Raw genomic sequence first — 18018 nt, forward strand, 5'->3', positions numbered from 1 at the left:
TGTATAGACAATGCGTTTCGCATCATACTAACTCTTAATCAGAACGGAAATTTCATCTTACCGAACATTCCGCCCAGGCCGCCTCCGCGGCGTTTGCCTCCCCCCATCATTCCGGGAAGCTGCTTCATCATCTTCTTCATCTCACCAAACTGCTTTACCATCCGGTTTACCTCGGCAATGTCAACGCCTGCGCCGTTCGCAATCCGTTTTTTTCTGGAAGGATTGATGAGATCCGGGTTCCTTCTCTCCTCATCCGTCATGGAGAGGATAATCGCCTCGACTCTGTCCATCGCCTTCTCATTGCCGTCCAGATCCACGCCCTTAAGCTGGTTCATGCCAGGCATCATCGTCAGAATGCTGGACATGCCGCCCATCTGCTTAATCTGGCGCATCTGATCCAGAAAATCATTATAGTCAAACTCGGCCTTTTTAATCTTTTTGCTGAGTTCTTTTGCTTTTTCTTCATCCATCACGGCTGCGGCCTTATCAATAATTGATAATACATCGCCCATACCGAGAATCCTGGATGCCATCCTGTCAGGATAGAACTGCTCTAAATCGGAAAGCTTCTCTCCCATACCGACGTAGATAATCGGCTTGCCTGTCACTGCTTTAATGGAAAGCGCCGCACCGCCTCTCGTATCTCCGTCCATCTTGGTCAGAATCACGCCGTCAATGCCAATCTTGTCGTTAAACATTCCGGCTACATTGACCGCATCCTGGCCGGTCATGGCGTCCACTACGAGAAGTGTCTGGTATACGTCCACGTTCTCCTTAATCTCAACCAGCTCGTTCATCATATCCTCGTCGATATGAAGACGTCCTGCGGTATCGATAATCACCACATTGTGGCCATTCTTTGAAGCATGCTCTATGGCTGCCTTCGCAATATTGACCGGTTTATGGCCCGTACCCATGGAAAAAACCGGGACTCCCTGCTTCTCTCCATTCTTCTGCAGCTGTTCAACCGCCGCAGGACGGTACACGTCACAGGCCGCCAAAAGAGGATTTCTGCCCTTTGCCTTCAGCTTGCCCGCTATCTTGGCCGTGGTCGTCGTCTTACCGGCGCCCTGTAGGCCGGCCATCATGATAACCGTGATCTCATTGCTGGGTTTTAAAGCAATCTCCGTCATCTCGGAACCCATCAGTTTCACGAGTTCGTCATTGACAATCTTTATTACCATCTGTCCCGGATGCAGGCCGTTCAGCACATCGGTTCCGACCGCCTGTTCCTGTACAGAATTGATAAACTGTTTTACTACTTTAAAGCTGACATCCGCTTCGAGGAGAGCCATCTTCACTTCCTTAAGTCCCGCCTTGACGTCTGCTTCCGATAAGCGTCCTTTTCCCGTCAGGTTTTTAAATACATTCTGCAGTTTGTCTGCCAAGCTCTCAAAAGCCATTTAAACCCTCCGTTAAAGTAGATTTACACCAGTTTCAGAATATCGTTGGAGATACGTCCAATCTGCTCAATAACCGCCTTGTCCTCCGTCTCAAGGAATTCACAGGTGAGGGTGTTAATCTCCTCCACCAGTTCCCTGGTCTTAAGGAACTTCCCGACGAGTCCCAGCTTCTCTTCGTATCCGTTCAGTATCCTGTCGCACCTTTTAATCATATCATGGACACCCTGCCTGCTGATGCCTTTTTCTTTCGCAATCTCGCTCAGGGACAAATCGTTGAACACGACATCTTCATAAATTGCCTTCTGGTGCTCTGTCAGCAATTCACCGTAAAAATCATATAAAAGACCCTGCTCTACAATTTTTTCCATTTCAATCACCTGACTTATCATACAACAGGTTTTATAGGGTGTCAAGTGTTTTTTCTTTACACCCTATATTTAAAATGATATATTTTCCTTTTCAGCTAAATCTCATCCTCAACTGCTCTTTTCGTACAGATAAAACGGTTCTTTCCCTCTCTCTTTGCCAGATACATCGCATGATCGGCGTTTCGGTAAAGCTCCTGGTAACTCTGCCCGTCGTCCGGGCAGGCAGCAATACCGATGCTGACGGACATCTCCATCTCACCCTCACCCTGTGAGTGCTTCAGTTTGGACAGGATCAGCTCCGCCTTTTTTTGGGCATTTTCAATATCGGAGGTGTCCGACATGAAAGCGGCAAATTCATCTCCTCCGATTCTGGCCACCGGATCATAATCACGGAAGGACTGGCGAAGCAGCTCCCCGATTCTGGTCAGACAGCCGTCCCCCGCCTCATGGCCCTTCGTATCATTGACCATCTTGAAGTTATCTACGTCGATCATGAAAAAGAATCCTTTATTTTTTTCTTCAATCAAAGTATCAACTCTTCCAACGAACGCCTCCCGGTTCATAAGGCCCGTTAATGCGTCGGTGCAGCTAAGGGAAAGAAGATTCATCTCCTTTGCCTTACGCCCTGAGATGTCGATAACCTTGCCGATTACAATATCCTTATTGCCGTTAATTGGCTGCATCTTGCATTCGCACCAGATCCATCCTCCGTCCCGCCCCAAAAGCCGCATCTCTACGACATTGCGCCTGCAGTCCCTGCGGACCGCAGCAATGGCCTCCAAAGCGTCCCCCGCATCATCCGGATGTATCAGCCCGCCGCTGAAGTTACGGAAATTTCCGATACTGGATCTCGCAATGCCCAGTAAATTCGTTGCATTCTGAGTCAGCTGCAGTACATCGGTTTTATAATTATACTCGAAAAGAATCGTATCGGAAAAATTTGACAGAGCCGCATACCGCTCCTGCTCCAGCTTAATCCGGCGCCCGCTTTCCAATATGAGGATATATACAAACAACCCGGCCAGAAATGTAAGTCCCACCAAAGACATTCCCATTATTATCGTATCATCCAGAAGCTCGGCAGACACATTTTTCATCATATTACCATTTGAAAAGCTCATCAGGTTCCATCCCTTTAGCCCCATAGGAATATTTGTCAGAAAAGCGCTGTCCGGCCTGACTTCGACCGTCAGTGTTATGCTCGTATTGTTTTTCACAGCCTCGATAAAGCTTTCTATCCCGTCCGTATTTTCCTGTGCATTACTTAAAATGTCACATATATTCCGTCCTATCCACTGATCCTCATCGGTGCAATAGAGAATCTTCCCTTTTGCATCAGCGATACAGCTGACCATATCCCCCCTCATGGCCGAATATCGTTCCAGCTGCTTCATCAGCTTTTCCGCTTTGACGGCACATCGGATCACGCCAATCGTCTCACCTTGTCTCACCACAGGTTCTCCGAGATAAAAATAGTATCCGCCTCTGACCTCGGAATAAACAAGCTCCGATACGGCGGAATTCCCCGCCAGAAGCTGCTCGCAGAACTCACGTTCCTCCGGCTTTAATTCGGCTTCCTCTGCTCTTTTCTCCCACTTCCATGCCGGAATATAACTGACCGGAAAATCATTGTCCCCATTTACCGTGGACAGATACTGATTAAACTCCTCACTCTCCGGGTCAAACTCCGATGCCGCGGCAAACTTGGCAACCGATTTTATGCGCCAGGTCATATCTGCTAGATCTTCGCTGATTTTTATACTCTGCGCTTCCCCATACTCATTCAGTGTTTCTTTCTCTATCTGTATAAAGCGCTCATTGATTTTCGCACCGTAATTAATAAAAATAGAATAAATCAGGACGCAAAAAGCGGTGACGGCAAACATATAAAACGCAGTTTTATATCTGCCGTATTTCACTTTCTCCTCCATGAAACTCCTCCTCCTTTACAAAACTTCTGTACTCGTCTTCTGATAAAGGCGGGGACACTAAAAAACCCTGCAGATAATCGCAGCCGACTTTCTGCAGTAAATGCAGCTGTTCCTCATTTTCAACTCCCTCCACGATTGTCAGCATATCCAACTGCTTCGCCATCTGCAGAACGCTTTTGACAACAATCTGCCTGCGTCTGTCTTCCCCTTCGCAGGCAAGAAATCCTTTGTCCAGCTTTAAGATATCAAGCGGCAGTATCTGAAGCACGTTCAGGGACGAATACCCCGTTCCGAAATCATCCATCGCACAGATAAACCCGGCTTTTTTCAGCTGCTTCAGAACCTTCTGCATCAGTTCCAGCTCTTCTACTGCGATACTCTCCGTAAATTCCAGCTCCAGTTCGTCGTCCTCTATCCGGTACCTCTTCTTAATTTCCAGATACGTCTCCACAAAATCCGGCTGCATCATTGTGTGCCTCGACACATTTACCGCAATACATACGGATGTGAGCCCGCATGCTTTAAACCGGTTAATCAAAATGCATATTCTTTCATAAATATAAAGATCCAGCTCTGCAATCATGCCGTTTTTTTCAAACAGGCCGATAAAATCATCCGGCATGGCATAGATTCTTCCGTTCCTCATCCATCTGACCAGGGCTTCCGCTCGATGCGCCTTCTGACCGCTCACATCCGTGAGCTTTATCTGCGGCTGAAAATAAAGGACAAATTCCTCCTTATCAAGAGCGGACCTCATCTCAGCCTCCATCTCTATCCCGGCCAGCGCTTTTTTCCTGAGTTCTTCCGTAAAAAACAAAATCCTGCTGCCTCGCGGACTGACGATGGATTTCCGCGCCATATTGGCCCGGTTCAGCATCTCATCTATATCCATACCGCAGGGGTTTTCAGGAATGTAGACATCGCTTATCAGCTCCACCTGATAATTTTTTTCTTCGAATGGACCGAACGAAGCCAGTCTGTCCGCAAGTCCGTTAAAACGTTCCCTGAGTCTGTCCTGTTCATCGAGCCTCCACAAAAATGCAAAATTATCGTCACTGATTCGGCAGAATGCCTCGTCCTCCCTGCAGCTGTCCTTCAGGCAGGACGCCCAGTATTTTAATATCAGGTTTCCTGTATGGAACCCGAATAAATCGTTTATGTATTTAAAATTTTTAATATCACAGTACCATAGTGAGTATTCCTGTGGCGCCGACTCGGAAAAAAGCCTGCCGCTCTCTCTCCTGAAACCCTCCAGATTCAGACTGCCCGTAAGCGCATCGTAATATTGCAGGCGCATCTTTTTGCGGTAAAGCTCCTCTCTCTGCATCAGGGAGGAGAGATAGAAGGCCAGGGTAAAGAGCAGCGTGATATTTGCCTGGTTCTTGCTGAAATTTCCAAGCGTAATCATTCCCGCCAGTTCACTGCCCGTAAATACCGGTGTGCTGCAAAGAGATGTGACTCCTTCCTGCTTTAGAAATTCATAGTTTTCAGGATCGGAATCCTTCATTGCTTCCGTATCTGTAATCAGAATCTGCGTATAACTGTTGAAAAGCTCCCCGTATTCCCTGACAAAAGCCGACGGAATCCTGCCGGGCCTCCATTTACCGGATTCCCGCCTCCCCCATTGTGTCAATATCTGATGTTCCCCAAACCTCTGAACCGTTCCCCACTCAGCGCCAAAAAAAGGACAGATATTATCAAGGATCCGTCTCTGTGTTACATACAAGTCTGTTTCATGAAGCATCGGCTGAATACAATTCATCAGCATGTTTTGTCCTTCAAGACTCTCCGAAAGAGCTTTAAGCACCGCCTCATGGCTTTTTAGGGCAGTTGCTATCTCCATCCGGACAATATGGCCGTCAAAATCCACCAGCTTATCTTTTAATATGTAATCCGTATTTAAATGAGAATTATGGTATGTCCAGATATAATAATGCTCCCTGGAAAGAAGATGATTGGTGCAGAACGGGCAGGGTTCCAAACGCCCCTGAAGGATTTCATAGCACTTCTCCCCCCGGTACTGCTCTCTTCTCAGTTCTTCAGAAATAAACGTTTCATCACTGATATACAAAATCTCATACGTTTCCGGATCACTGAAATATACAAATGATTCCGGCTTCTCCATCATCAGGATTTCATTAATAGTCCGCTGATACCGTTTCATGATATCAAACCCTCTTTTCAGTCTATATCCAGATTGCTCTCTCACAGTCTTCCTTCCTTCTCTTGCGTACGTTTAGATAATCTTAGCATCAAACGATTTTATTGTCTACCGTTCCGACAATAATAGAAGAGCCTCCTTCCGATTTTTGTATAATTTGTATAATTCGACACGGAAGGCAGTTTTTTATGCATTTCCGGTCATCTTTTGTCCCCGGCCAAGGGAAGTCAGGGCTGCCTTATAAAAGAAAAAGCGAAACAGCCGTAGCCGAACGAACCGAATGTTTTTATGAATATCGTACTATTTTTAATGTTAATCATTAATTTTTTATTGACTTTCATATCACGTACTGCTAAACTGTAGTTATAGAAAACGAAGCACAAAACGGTTCGGCAAAAGCGCAGCCCATGCCGGCTGCCTAAAACGGATATTACAAAAAAGGAGGACTCAATCATGTCAAAAAACGGCTTCATGAAAGAAAGAACCTTAGATAAGCTGCGCGAAGAAAGCAGTACTATCTATCAGGGGACCCGGCTCATTGTATTTTTGAATGCCTTATTCGCCATAACGTGTATCATTATGCTGGTTCTCAGTTTTGTTTTCAGCAGTACCGTAACGGAGATGCGCAGTGATACGGCACATAGGGGCTTTCCATTTATCGTCCACACATTTGCCTATCTCGTAACCTCGGGCGATGTGTACACCGAAACAGGTGCTTTTAATTACGGCTATTATATTTTGTCCATGGCCGCCCAGCTTTTCTCCACCGGCATCATTGCGTATATTTTCCACACTATTTCCAGAGTGTTTAAATCTATTCTGGACGGCGGAACACCGTTTGTAGATACATGCATAACGGAGTGGAAGCGGTGTTACCGTTTTTTCTCCCTCCTTACCATGATCTACTTTCTTGCATCTTTTATTTTAAGCCCCCTTATCCTGGCAATGATATCGCCGCTGCTGGCCGCCTGTTTTTTCTATTCTCTGAGCCTGATCTTTGAGTACGGCGCCCAACTTCAGCAGGAATCAGACGAAACTCTATAAGGAGGGGATTTTATGGCAATCATATTGCGCCTGGACAGGGTAATGGCGGATCGTAAGATGTCCTTGAATGAGCTATCGGAAAAGGTAGGCGTATCAAATGTAAATCTTTCCAAAATAAAAACAGGAAAAATAAGCGCCATACGCTTCAGCACGCTGAACGCAATCTGCGATGCCCTGGACTGCCAGCCCGGAGACATTATGGAGTTTGCGCGCGATGGAGATGACGGTATAATCTATTAACGCTGCCTGCACGCTCCGAGCACAGGTCCACCGCCCTTAATACAATATGGCCGGGAGACATTTCAATCAACTGTCTCCCGGCCATTAATCAGACTATAACCCCATCTTTTTTAGGTATCTTTTTATATATTTTGCGATAACAAATCATGTGAGCGGCCGCCGTAATGAGCCACGAAATCGGATACGATATATATAATGAAAAAAGCGTATGGTGGTAAGCAAAAATGGTAAAAATCCATATCACACGCAGTCCGCAGGCTCCGGTCAGGGATACCACCATGGGAAGGACGGAATATCCCATCCCCCTGAGACTGCCCACCAGCGTATCCATCCAGCCGCAGATAAAATAAGTCGTGCAGATAATGGACATCCGGAGCATTCCATAAGAAATCACTTCCGGATCCGAAGAATAAATTTTCAGAAGATCCGTTCCCCCAATCACAGCCAAAAAGCCAAGGGCCATTCCCACCGCCGTCACCGTGCCAAGGCAGATAAACAGGATCCGGTTTACGCGTGTGTACATGCGGGCGCCGATATTCTGGCTTGTGAAGCTTAAGTTCGTCTGATAAAGGGCGTTCATCGCCGTATATACAAAACCTTCTATATTGGCAGAAGCCGTATTGCCGGCCATGGCTATGGAACCGAAGGAGTTGACGGACGACTGGATCAGGACGTTGGATATGGAGAAAATCGCCCCCTGCATTCCGGCCGGAAGACCTATCTTCATTATAAGCAGCGTTTTCCTCTTATCTATCCTGAGTTTTTTTAAATGCAGCTTCAGAGGTCCGTCCGACTGAGCCAGACATTTAAGCACGAGGCCTGCCGATACGCACTGGGATAAGACGGTGGCCAGGGCGACACCTGCCACGTCCATGTGAAGCTGTATGACAAAAAACAGGTTCAGTACAATATTGACAACACCGGCCAGGGTAAGAAAATATAACGGCCGTTTTGTATCTCCCACCGCCCTCAGAATGGCGCTGCCGAAGTTATAGGCCATTACCACAGGCATTCCTGCAAAATAAATCCTCATATAAATAACGGATTTTTCTATAACGTCTTCCGGTGTCCCCATCAGCTCCAGCATATATCTGGAGGTAAAAAGGCCGAGGAACACAAGAATCGCTCCGCTGACCAGACTGATGGCTATTGCCGTATGTACCGTCTCACTGACATCCTTCTCGCTTTTCGCCCCGTAATACCGGGCAACCAGAACATTGGCCCCGATTGAAAGTCCGATAAATATATTGATCAGAAGGTTGATAAGAGCCGTCGTGGAGCCGACCGCCGCCAGAGACTGGCTTCCTGCAAAACGCCCCACGACAATCACATCGGCCGCATTAAAGAGAAGCTGCAGTACGCCTGACAGCATCAGCGGCAAGGCAAATGACAACACCTTTTTAAGAATCGGGCCGCTGCACATATCCATTTCATAAGACTTCTTCATTCTCTGCTTTCCTTTCCTGTAATCGCATTATAATACTTCAAAACCGGTTTTGACCGGCCAATGTCATATTCTACTGCTGCTTCAGGAGTAATGCAAGTAGTTTTTACTTAATTTTTACACATTATAATTCTTTCATCATCTGGCCGGCATTATCAGCAGCCCTGACTTTTGAAAATGCTTTTACAATCACACCTTTTTCATCAATCAGATACGTTGTCCTGACTACTCCCATCACCTTTTTGCCATACATATTCTTTTCTTTCCATACATCATAAGCCTCGATCGCGGTTCTGTCCGGATCGGCAAGAATTGTGAAAGGAAGATTGTATTTCTCCGCAAATTTTCTATGGGACTCCACCGTATCCTTGCTTATCCCGATAATCACCGCATTTTTCTCAATGAACGCGGGATATAGCTCTGCAAATGAGCATGCCTGATTTGTGCAGCCTGCCGTATTATCCTTGCTGTAAAAATATAATATCACTTTCTTTCCCCTGTAATCAGACAGGGAAACCTCTTTTCCTTCCTGGTTCTTAAGAGTAAACTCCGGTGCTTTCATTCCTGGTTCCAACATGATTGATACTTCCTTTCTCTTATATATTTTCACACTGTTGTTTTTAACACACTGATAGTCTGCGCCAAATCGGCGTTTTTTAAATCGCCATTTCAGTTTTTCACCGTTTGATTTCGCCCTCTCCAAGCAAATCATATATAATGGAAGCAAAAATGACGGCGCCTTTTTTGAGTACTGTTTCATCCACATCGAACCGTACCGTATGCTGGGGCGATGCCATGGCAGTCATAGTCCGCATATAGACTGCCTGTCCTCCCTGCTCCTGAACCCGTTTCATCATAAATCCGATATCCTCGCTTCCCCAGTTCTGAACATTGGGATTGCTGCTCACCGTATACTGGGGAAGATGCTCCCTTACCATGCCGGCAATCCGCTCAATGAACAAAATATCACTTGTCTGGGAAGGAGCGTGTCCCATCAGCTCCATCTCACAGGTGCAGCCCTCCATCATTGCCGCGGCCCGGCAGATCTCGATTGCCCTCTCTTCCATATATGCGTTAACTTCCGTTGTCTCGCCGCGCACCTCCATGGATATCACCGCCTCATCCGCCACCACGTTGCTGCTTGTACCGCCCCGGATACTGCCGACATTGACCCGGGTGATCCCGCCGCTGTGCCGTGAAATTCCGGCCAGCCCCACCACTGCATGGGCCGCCGCTAAAACGGCATTCCTGCCCATTTCCGGAAAACCTCCGGCGTGGGCCGATTTGCCCCTGAAATACACGTCATACTTACAGGTGGCAAGTGAACCATACGTTCCTGGTGTTATGTCTCCGTCATCTGCCGAATTATCCGGAGCCACATGGGTTCCTGCAAAGTAGTCCACTCCGTCCAGATGACCTGCTTCCACCATCGCATTTGCTCCCCGTACGCCTTCCTCCCCCGGCTGGAACAGCAGTTTTACGGTTCCGTGAAGCTGTCCCCGGACAGAGGCCAGGATTCTGGCTGTGCCGAGTCCGATAGCCGCATGGCAGTCATGGCCGCAGGCATGCATCATTCCATGATTAGCGGATGCAAACCCCTCCCTGGCAGGCCTGTGTTTCTCCGATGTATCCTCCTCCATCGGAAGGGCATCTATATCAAATCTGAGGGCTGCAACCGGTCCCTCTCCGCAGTCCAGAATCCCGACAACTCCGGTATAGCCCTCCGCCATCTCACCGTTCAGATAATCGATATATTCAGGCATTCCGTCTTCATTTCCGCCATCCATTTTCCGTTCGATCGTCGCCTCGGCTTTTACTCTCCTGTAATGCTCCTCCAATATATCATTCCCTGGCACCGACAGCCTGCTTCCTTCCCGGCAGACTGCTTTTCCGGTCAGAACCTTATAACCGAGCCGGGTCAGCTCCTCCGCAATAATGGCGGAGGTTCTCATTTCCAGCCACGCCGTTTCCGGGTGTTTGTGGAAATCTCTCCTGAATTCCACCAGCTTTTCCTGAATCGAATCCCCAATCTGAGTGATTTGGGCATACATGTCTCCCTTCGGCTTAAGCGCCTCTTTCGGTGTATATAAATCTGCTTCCCTATTTGTTTCCATATATTTTTTATCTATCTCCTTTAATGACGTATTTTCATTTATTAGTCTATCACATTTTATAGTAAATGGTAAAAATTTTGTCGGTTTTCTCTGAATTTTGTGATATACTGTTAAAACTAAAACAAATGAAAATACCGGAGGTTTTTTAAATTGAATCAATCTGCTGCATCCATCCATTTACCAACTGATCCCAACAGTAATTCAAAGAGCCATGCGGATTCTTTGAACAAAAAAATCATGATTATCGGTTCCACCTGCGTGGATATCATAATAAATATCGACCACCTGCCTAAAACTGAAGAAAATATCCATCCAAGCAGCCAGTCGCTGGCTTTGGGCGGATGTGCCTATAATGTGGCCTCCATGGTCAAACAATTCGGTGTTCCTGTCACACTGATATCCCCTGTCGGAACGGGCTTCTACGGAGAATTTGTGGCAAAAGAACTGGAGAAAAACGGATTTCCGGTCGCCGTCCATGTACCCGGCCAGGAAAACGGATGCTGCTACTGTCTGGTGGAAGCCGGAGGAGAAAGGACATTTATGTCTTATCACGGCGCTGAGTATACATTCCGAAAGGAATGGATGACGCCCTTTGACAAGTACAGCTATGATATGGTCTATGTCTGCGGACTGGAGATTGAAGAACCCACGGGTTTAGATTTGATTGAATATCTGGAAAGCCATCCGGAGCGGGAACTCTTCTATGCTCCCGGTCCGCGGGGAATACGGATTGGTAAGGAAAAAATGGAGCGGATTTACGCACTCCACCCCATTCTGCATATCAATGAGCTGGAATCTAAGGAGTTAAGCGGATGCACTTCCGCAGAAGATGCGGCCGAAAAGCTCTGTTTCCTTACCGGCAACACGGTAATCGTAACGCTCGGTGAAAACGGCACCTATTGCCGCGAACGCTCCGGTATCGCCTATACGGTGCCCGGGATTCCCACTGCCGTTGTCGATACAATAGGGGCCGGAGACTCCCACATCGGAGCGGTGATGGCCTCCCTGAGTCTGGGAAACAGCCTGAGAAAATCTATTCATATCGCTAATACCGCCGCGTCTGCCGTGGTCGGTGTAAAGGGAGCTTCCTTAACGGAAAAAGAATTCCGGGAAATGTCAAGATGTTGGGGTCAAAAGGTCTTTTGACCCTGGTAACAGAAAGACTGCGCTTTCGCGCAATCTTTCTTCTTACTTTATCTCATACAACCAGTTTTTTTACTGTCTTGGATTGTCCGGACAAACGTTCCAGTTCCATCTGTCCCCTGTACACCCTGTCGGTTGCAAGTTTTATATTGTGCAGATGCTTTTCAATAAACATGATTCCCGCCGCATACCGGTTAATCTCCTCTATCATATCCTCGGTCAGGCGGATGGCTCCCATGTATATTATATTAGTTCTGGTCCGGTTCCACAGAGACTTTGGAAAGTGAAATCCATGCTCTGCCAAAAGAAGTCCCAGGTTATTCACCGAAATCCTGACAGAAGAACGCAGCCTCTCTTCCAAAGACCGGCAGATAATATCCGTAAATTCAAAACACGTCTGAAGTTTTCTGCGTATATCCTCACGCTCCATCAGGTAAAACGTATCATCCATTCCGGACTGGCGCCTTATCTCCATATCCGCCATAAACATCAGGTACAGCTTCTCCCATGATTCAATTGACAATACCGCCTGCTCCATGCGGCTGCAAAGGCTCTTCATTTCCTCCATCTGAACCGCACGTTTGCGAAGCTGGGCCCTGGTCCCATCCAGCATCTTGTTTTCAATTCCCTTCAGCTCAAACTGAGCCTTTTTCAGCCGTTCATCCAGGTTCACCTGTATCCGGCAGTCAATATGAGGCCACATTTCTTCATCAGCAGACAGACTTTCGAGATTTTTCATCTCATGCTCTAAAAGCGTTTTAACCGCTTCCTTCAGTCCTGCCTTTTCATTCCCGGAAATTTTCTTCTGGCTGCATTCGATCATATGCCCTAAAATATCCCATACAACCTCTTCGGCAAGTTCCCGGCACTGCGCACAAAGCAGCTCGGCCACTACGCCGCAGCACCTCTTTACCTTTTCTATTTTTGCCTCTTCACTCTCTATAAGTAATTTTTGTTTCACTATCTCACGTTTTAATTCTTCAATTCTCTCAATGGTATCCATGCTTGTTCTATAATTCTCCCCTCCGCTGCCAAATGCGAACAAAATATCATCCCAGAATTAGCGCCAGCCATAAGCAACCTTTTGAAAGTAGATTATAAATCAAATGAAATCGCCGTATGAGAGAGTACGCTTCGCGCACACCCATGTTAATCAGCGATAACCTGCACGCTCCGCGAACAGATCACCGCCATCAATAAAAGCAGATACCAAAAAAGGCATCTGCTTAACGGGTATCCAAAATGATTGCAACTGGCTGTCATATACTTCTACTTAGACCCTTTAGCTTTGCGCCACCGCCTTTCGACGGGTTTGCCAAATATAATATTTGTTAGTAGTCATTATACTTTATTTTATTTGGAAGTGCAAATGGTTTCTTTGAAAATTACCAGGAAATTTAAGAATTGTTCCAAAGAGTGAGGGGAGAATCGGTGAATCGGGTGAAAATATTATCCGTAATTGGATAATATTCTGATAGTGCTTCCGTATCCGTTCTCCTTTTTTGTAGGCCGGCACGAAGAATGATAGGAAATCACAACATACCTTCTCCATACCAGCCTATAGGAAATCCGGAAAATCATTCCGTAAACGAGATTCTCCGTCGCGATTTTTACATCTCCTGCAGCACCCACAACGCATAATCCACATATACATTGCAGGCAATCAGCAGACCGTTTTCATCCAGGTCAAACAGGCCGTGATGATGGGGAACCCCTGTATTCGGTTCTGCAGGATTGTGGGTACCGACAAAAGCGTACATCCCCTTTGTCACCGCCAGATAATCCGCAAAATCATCGGCTCCCAGGGCTTTCTCATAATCACTGATAATGTCATCTTCCGGAAGAATCTTTTCAACGACAGCCCTGACCTCATCAACCGCCCGGCCGTCATTTACAAGAGGCGCCGCATAATCGCGAAACTCTACTTCTGCCTCGGCGCCATAAAGCATTGCCGTCTGTTTCGCAATCCGGATGACTCTGTCATTCGTGAATTTTCTCACTTCCGGACCGAAGCTCCTTGTAGTACCCTCTATCTCAGCATGCTCCGCAACAATATTATACTGTGTTCCGGCTTTAATCACACCTACGCCCACAACGACTGTTTCGAGCGGATCTGTATTTCTGGCTACAATGCTCTGGAGTCCCACAACAATCTGGGATGCAATGTAGGCGGCATCAATCCCCATATGCGGTTTCGACACATGGGCGCCCTTGCCGGTCACACTGATTTTAAAATAATCGCAGCTTGCATTTTGAGGCCCTTTTGTCAGCGATATCTTCCCTGTCGTCAGGCCGCTGGTCACATGGGTTCCGAATACCCGGTCCACGCCCTCCAGCAGTCCGGCACTTACAAACTGTCTGGCCCCCTGCCCAATCTCCTCCGCCTGCTGAAAGAACAGCCGGATATGTCCTGCAAATTCACCTTTTTTTGCGTTCAATATCTTCGCCGCCGTCAAAAGCGTGGCCGTATGGCCGTCATGGCCGCAGGCATGACAAAATCCTTCATTCTGCGAACGATATTCCTCTGTCTTTAAGTCTTCCATTGCCAGCGCATCCATGTCGGCCCGGAGGGCAATGGTTTTACCTTCGCCCTTCTCTCCGTCAATCCAGGCATATACGCCTGTTTCTCCGACTCTTTTGTGCAAAAGACCAATCTTATCAAGCTCTTCCTCTATTTTTTTACACGTATTATATTCCTTCAGGCTTACTTCAGGATGAGCATGAAAATATCTTCTCAGGCTGACAAGGTAATCTTTTTCATCTGTTACATACTGCTTTAATGCCATTTTACCCTCCATCCGTGCCGGCTAGTACAGCATTGCACTTATTTCAAAATCGGCAGTTCAGCCGACGCAGTTATTCAGCGTCATCCCATGCGCAGATGAAAGCGCCCTGGTATTCGTCTTCAATCGTCTTTTTTACTTCCGGTGTATGGTAAGCGTCCACAATCTTCTTATACACCTCGTTATCTCTATCGGCTGTGCGGGCAGCGATTACGTTAATCAACTGGGGAACCGCCTCGTTTGTGGAAGGATCTACATTTTCTGTATAGATAGAATCTTCAACCGGATTAAGTCCTGCCGTAAATGCATTTCCTCCATTGATAATAGCTGCCGCACAGTCCGGAAGAATATTGGCCAGTGTTGCAGATTCAGCCTCCTTGATGTCAATTTTCACTTTGTATTCCGTGATGTCAGCCTTTGTCGGTACATAGCCTTTTTCCGGATCACACACGATAAAACCGGCTTCCTCAAGCAGTTTCAGGGCGCGTCCGCCGTTTGTAAGATCGCTCGGAATTGCGATTACATCGCCATCTTTAATCTCTTCAATAGAAGAAATCTTTTTCTTATTATTGTAGATGGAAAGAGGGGCGATAATCGTGTCGCCGATATCTACAATGTCATATCCCTTCTGGGCCACATCATTTGCAAGGAATGCTTTGTGCTGGAATGCATTGAGATCAATCTCACCGTCATTTAATGCACGGTTCGGAGCTGCATAGTCGGTAAATTTCATCAGTTCAACCTGGATGCCGTCATCTTTCAGCAATTCATTGATCGTGTCCCACTGTGCGTTGTATTCTCCTACAACACCTACTTTTACCGTAGTTACTTCAGCCGGTTCTTTCGCTGCTTCACTTCCGGCTGCCTCACTGCCCGCCGCTGCGGTAGAAGCCGGCGCATTGCCGCTGCCTGAACTGCAGCCGAAAAGTGAAAGGGCTGTTACGGCTGCAAATGCCACTGCTGCTGTTTTTTTCCATGATGCTTTGAATGTTTTTTTCATAATTTTCTCTCCTTTTTCTAATTAAAATATATTTAAATATTACTATTTAAAACATAATCATTCCGTCCGGAGCAGACCGGCCGTTACTTCTAATGGGTCGTTTTCCTGATTATCAGGTTTCCGATAAACTGGATAGCGCTGATAATCAAAAGAATAATGATAACCGTAGCCCAAATCATGTCGCGGTACCCCATCTGATAGCCATACCGGATAGCGAAATCGCCCAGACCTCCGGCTCCGATGGCTCCTGCCATGGCCGTAATTCCAATCAGGCTGACAAAGGTGATCATTGTGACACGGGTAATCCCCGGGATGCTTTCTTTCAGATAAACTCCGAAAATGATTTCAACCGGTGAGAAGCCCATCGCCTCGCTGGCCTCAATCAGGCCTCCGTCCAGATCCGCCAGAACCGATTCAATCTGTCTTGCAAAAAAGGGAACGGTTCCCGCGATCAGGGCCACATAAGAGCCGGTAACACCGGAGCCGGTTCCAACGATAGCCCGGCTGACCGGAATCAGCAAAACCATCAAAATAATGAATGGAATGGAACGGATGATGTCGATGGCTTTATCTAAAAAGTTATAGATTACCACATTCTGTAATATTCCGCCTCTCTTTGTCACAATCAGCAGAACCCCGAAAAACAGGCCAAGAAAAAATGCGATAGTACCTGATATCAGCAGCATCTTGAATGTCTGCCCGATACATTTGACAAGCTCTCCGCCCAGGCGCTCCAGGTTTGGGGCTAAACTGTATAATATATTCATTCTTTAATTACCTCCACTTCTACTCCCAGTGAGTTTATGTACTCCATTGCCTTTTCCATCTTATCCGCCTCGCCGCTTAAAGTCACCACCAGCTTGCCAAGCGGTTTCCCTTTCAGGAAATCAATATTTCCGAAAATGATATTGGCCCGGATATCAAATGCCTTAGCAAGATAGGAAATCAGCGGCTCCCCCGCATTGGCGCCGGAATAGGTAAAAAGCAGCATTCTGTCACCGGCTCCAATCTGTGTCAATTCATTTTTATCCTCAATTAAATCATAAATCTTCCTGATATTGCTTGCCGTATCTATGAAGTCCCGGGTGATCCGTACCTGAGGGTGGCTGAATACATCCACGGTATTTCCTGCTTCGACCACGGTACCCTCCTCCATAATGGCAACCCTGTCACAGATATCTTTAACAACAGCCATCTCATGGGTGATCAGCACTATTGTAATTCCCATCTCCTCATTTACCTTTTTGAGAAGCTTCAGGATGGACTGCGTCGTCTGCGGATCCAGTGCGCTGGTAGCCTCATCGCAGAGAAGCACCTTCGGATCATTGGCTAAGGCTCTTGCAATGGCAACTCTCTGTTTCTGTCCGCCGGAAAGCTGTGACGGATAGGCATCCCGTTTATCCGTCAGACCTACCAGCTCCAGAAGAGACGCGATTTTCTCTTCCCTCTCATTCTTCGTAAGTTTCGTCTTTTTAAGAGGAAATTCAATATTCTGATAGACAGTCCTGGAACGCATCAAGTTAAAATGCTGGAAAATCATTCCGATTTTTTTCCGGACTTCTCTCAGCTTTTTTTCATCCAAATCCATTAAGTCCACTTCATCAATCAGAACACGCCCCTGCGTCGGGCGCTCCAGAAGGTTAATGCACCTCACTAATGTAGATTTTCCCGCCCCGGAAAATCCGATAATACCAAAAATCTCCCCGTCCTGTATTTCCAGATTAACGTCTTTTACCGCATGGACATTACCGGATTTGGTGTCAAATGTTTTACTCACCTGTTTCAGCTTAATCATACTTTACTCCTTTCGATTTCCTGTTCCGTAACAGTTCAGACAGCATGAACCTTCCTGTCTTTTCAATATCGTTCAGGAAGTCTCCTTCCATCATTATTTAAAAACCGGGATCAAAAAAAGCTCCCGCCCTGTATTAGGACGAAAGCTGCTGCTTCGTGGTACCACCTAACTTCGTCTGACGCTCACGCAATCAGACCTCTTCAAGTACGGCCGGACATCGACAGGCCACTTTCGCGGCTTATCTGGGAACGGTTTATACTCTATCGCTGTAACGGGCGCACCCCGTCATGATCTAAAATATTCGACCATGCAACTCTGAGACCATCTTCATAAGCCTATCTCTGCTCCCTCTCAGCATCCGGGAACTCTCTGTAAAAGCATCCGCTTACTACTCTTCTCTTCTACGTCTTTGCTGGTAATCAATTTATCAACTTGCGATTATATTATTGCATTTTTTATAATTTGTCAACCTTTTTTTAAGTAATTTTGCTTCGGATGAGCAAAACGGGGTGATGGAGATTTAACTGAGGTTTGGAGGACGCGTTCAGAACGGACCTGGTCCGGTGTGGTGAGGGATTCTGTCTGAGTCTTC

General features: G+C 46.8%; 15 protein-coding genes, 1 riboswitch and 1 other annotated feature. Of the genes, 3 read left to right on the top strand and 12 right to left on the bottom strand.

Going from position 1 to position 18018, the window contains the following annotated elements:
- Positions 1–38: 38 nt before the first annotated feature.
- From ffh to CLOSYM_RS11620, 4 genes are all read right to left on the bottom strand, one after another.
- Entirely contained in the window at positions 39–1403 is a 1365-nt protein-coding gene (gene ffh, locus CLOSYM_RS11605; RefSeq protein WP_003506982.1) for a signal recognition particle protein, read from the bottom strand.
- A gap of 23 nt (positions 1404–1426) precedes the next feature.
- Positions 1427–1771, bottom strand: coding sequence for a YlxM family DNA-binding protein (gene ylxM / locus CLOSYM_RS11610; RefSeq protein WP_009298177.1), 345 nt, complete (start codon positions 1769–1771; stop codon positions 1427–1429).
- Between the two features lie 95 nt (positions 1772–1866).
- Positions 1867–3702 (bottom strand): diguanylate cyclase domain-containing protein, encoded by a 1836-nt coding sequence (locus CLOSYM_RS11615; protein ID WP_021642252.1) that lies wholly within the window; start codon positions 3700–3702, stop codon positions 1867–1869.
- Positions 3671–5911: a sensor domain-containing phosphodiesterase gene (locus CLOSYM_RS11620; protein WP_242828674.1), complete on the bottom strand. Its 2241-nt coding sequence runs from the start codon at positions 5909–5911 to the stop codon at positions 3671–3673. Before CLOSYM_RS11620 ends, CLOSYM_RS11615 begins: the two co-directional genes overlap by 32 nt.
- 405 nt (positions 5912–6316) lie before the next feature.
- Between CLOSYM_RS11620 and CLOSYM_RS11625 the strand changes: the two genes are divergently transcribed.
- The gene (locus tag CLOSYM_RS11625; protein WP_021642254.1) at positions 6317–6907 is read left to right on the top strand and encodes a hypothetical protein; all 591 of its coding nucleotides are present in this window, start codon (positions 6317–6319) and stop codon (positions 6905–6907) included.
- Between the two features lie 12 nt (positions 6908–6919).
- Positions 6920–7147 (top strand): helix-turn-helix domain-containing protein, encoded by a 228-nt coding sequence (locus CLOSYM_RS11630; protein ID WP_003506970.1) that lies wholly within the window; start codon positions 6920–6922, stop codon positions 7145–7147.
- Between the two features lie 88 nt (positions 7148–7235).
- Here the strand turns inward: CLOSYM_RS11630 and CLOSYM_RS11635 are convergent, their stop codons facing one another.
- From CLOSYM_RS11635 to CLOSYM_RS11645, 3 genes are all read right to left on the bottom strand, one after another.
- On the bottom strand, positions 7236–8594 hold the full coding sequence (locus tag CLOSYM_RS11635) for an MATE family efflux transporter (protein ID WP_003506969.1): 1359 nt from the start codon (positions 8592–8594) through the stop codon (positions 7236–7238).
- A gap of 121 nt (positions 8595–8715) precedes the next feature.
- Positions 8716–9168 (bottom strand): peroxiredoxin, encoded by a 453-nt coding sequence (locus CLOSYM_RS11640; protein ID WP_044902379.1) that lies wholly within the window; start codon positions 9166–9168, stop codon positions 8716–8718.
- A 100-nt stretch (positions 9169–9268) separates the two neighbouring features.
- Positions 9269–10705 carry an amidohydrolase gene (locus CLOSYM_RS11645; protein ID WP_009298173.1) on the bottom strand — a complete coding sequence of 479 codons (1437 nt, stop codon included), beginning with the start codon at positions 10703–10705 and terminating at the stop codon, positions 9269–9271.
- Between the two features lie 237 nt (positions 10706–10942).
- Here CLOSYM_RS11645 and CLOSYM_RS11650 point away from each other — a divergent pair, with 237 nt between their 5' ends.
- Complete coding sequence (locus CLOSYM_RS11650; RefSeq protein ID WP_004462393.1) at positions 10943–11851, top strand: PfkB family carbohydrate kinase; 909 nt, start codon at positions 10943–10945, stop codon at positions 11849–11851.
- A gap of 52 nt (positions 11852–11903) precedes the next feature.
- Here CLOSYM_RS11650 and CLOSYM_RS11655 read toward each other — a convergent pair whose 3' ends face one another.
- The 5 genes from CLOSYM_RS11655 to CLOSYM_RS11675 all read right to left on the bottom strand — a co-directional run bounded on the left by CLOSYM_RS11655 (position 11904) and on the right by CLOSYM_RS11675 (position 17426).
- Positions 11904–12851, bottom strand: coding sequence for a hypothetical protein (locus tag CLOSYM_RS11655; RefSeq protein ID WP_021642257.1), 948 nt, complete (start codon positions 12849–12851; stop codon positions 11904–11906).
- A gap of 241 nt (positions 12852–13092) precedes the next feature.
- Positions 13093–13175: riboswitch (cyclic di-GMP riboswitch) on the bottom strand.
- Positions 13176–13458: 283 nt separating this feature from the next.
- Entirely contained in the window at positions 13459–14634 is a 1176-nt protein-coding gene (locus CLOSYM_RS11660; RefSeq protein ID WP_044902380.1) for an amidohydrolase, read from the bottom strand.
- 70 nt (positions 14635–14704) lie between these two features.
- Positions 14705–15631: a MetQ/NlpA family ABC transporter substrate-binding protein gene (locus CLOSYM_RS11665; protein ID WP_003506953.1), complete on the bottom strand. Its 927-nt coding sequence runs from the start codon at positions 15629–15631 to the stop codon at positions 14705–14707.
- A gap of 89 nt (positions 15632–15720) precedes the next feature.
- Positions 15721–16398, bottom strand: coding sequence for a methionine ABC transporter permease (locus CLOSYM_RS11670; protein WP_004462389.1), 678 nt, complete (start codon positions 16396–16398; stop codon positions 15721–15723).
- Positions 16395–17426, bottom strand: coding sequence for a methionine ABC transporter ATP-binding protein (locus CLOSYM_RS11675; RefSeq protein ID WP_004462388.1), 1032 nt, complete (start codon positions 17424–17426; stop codon positions 16395–16397). The genes CLOSYM_RS11670 and CLOSYM_RS11675 overlap by 4 nt, the downstream gene beginning before the upstream one ends.
- A gap of 131 nt (positions 17427–17557) precedes the next feature.
- Positions 17558–17839: a binding site (T-box leader), on the bottom strand.
- Between the last annotated feature and the right edge of the window lie 179 nt (positions 17840–18018).

The organism is [Clostridium] symbiosum ATCC 14940 (assembly GCF_000466485.1).
In the GTDB taxonomy this organism is placed as follows: Bacteria; Bacillota; Clostridia; order Lachnospirales; family Lachnospiraceae; genus Otoolea; species Otoolea symbiosa.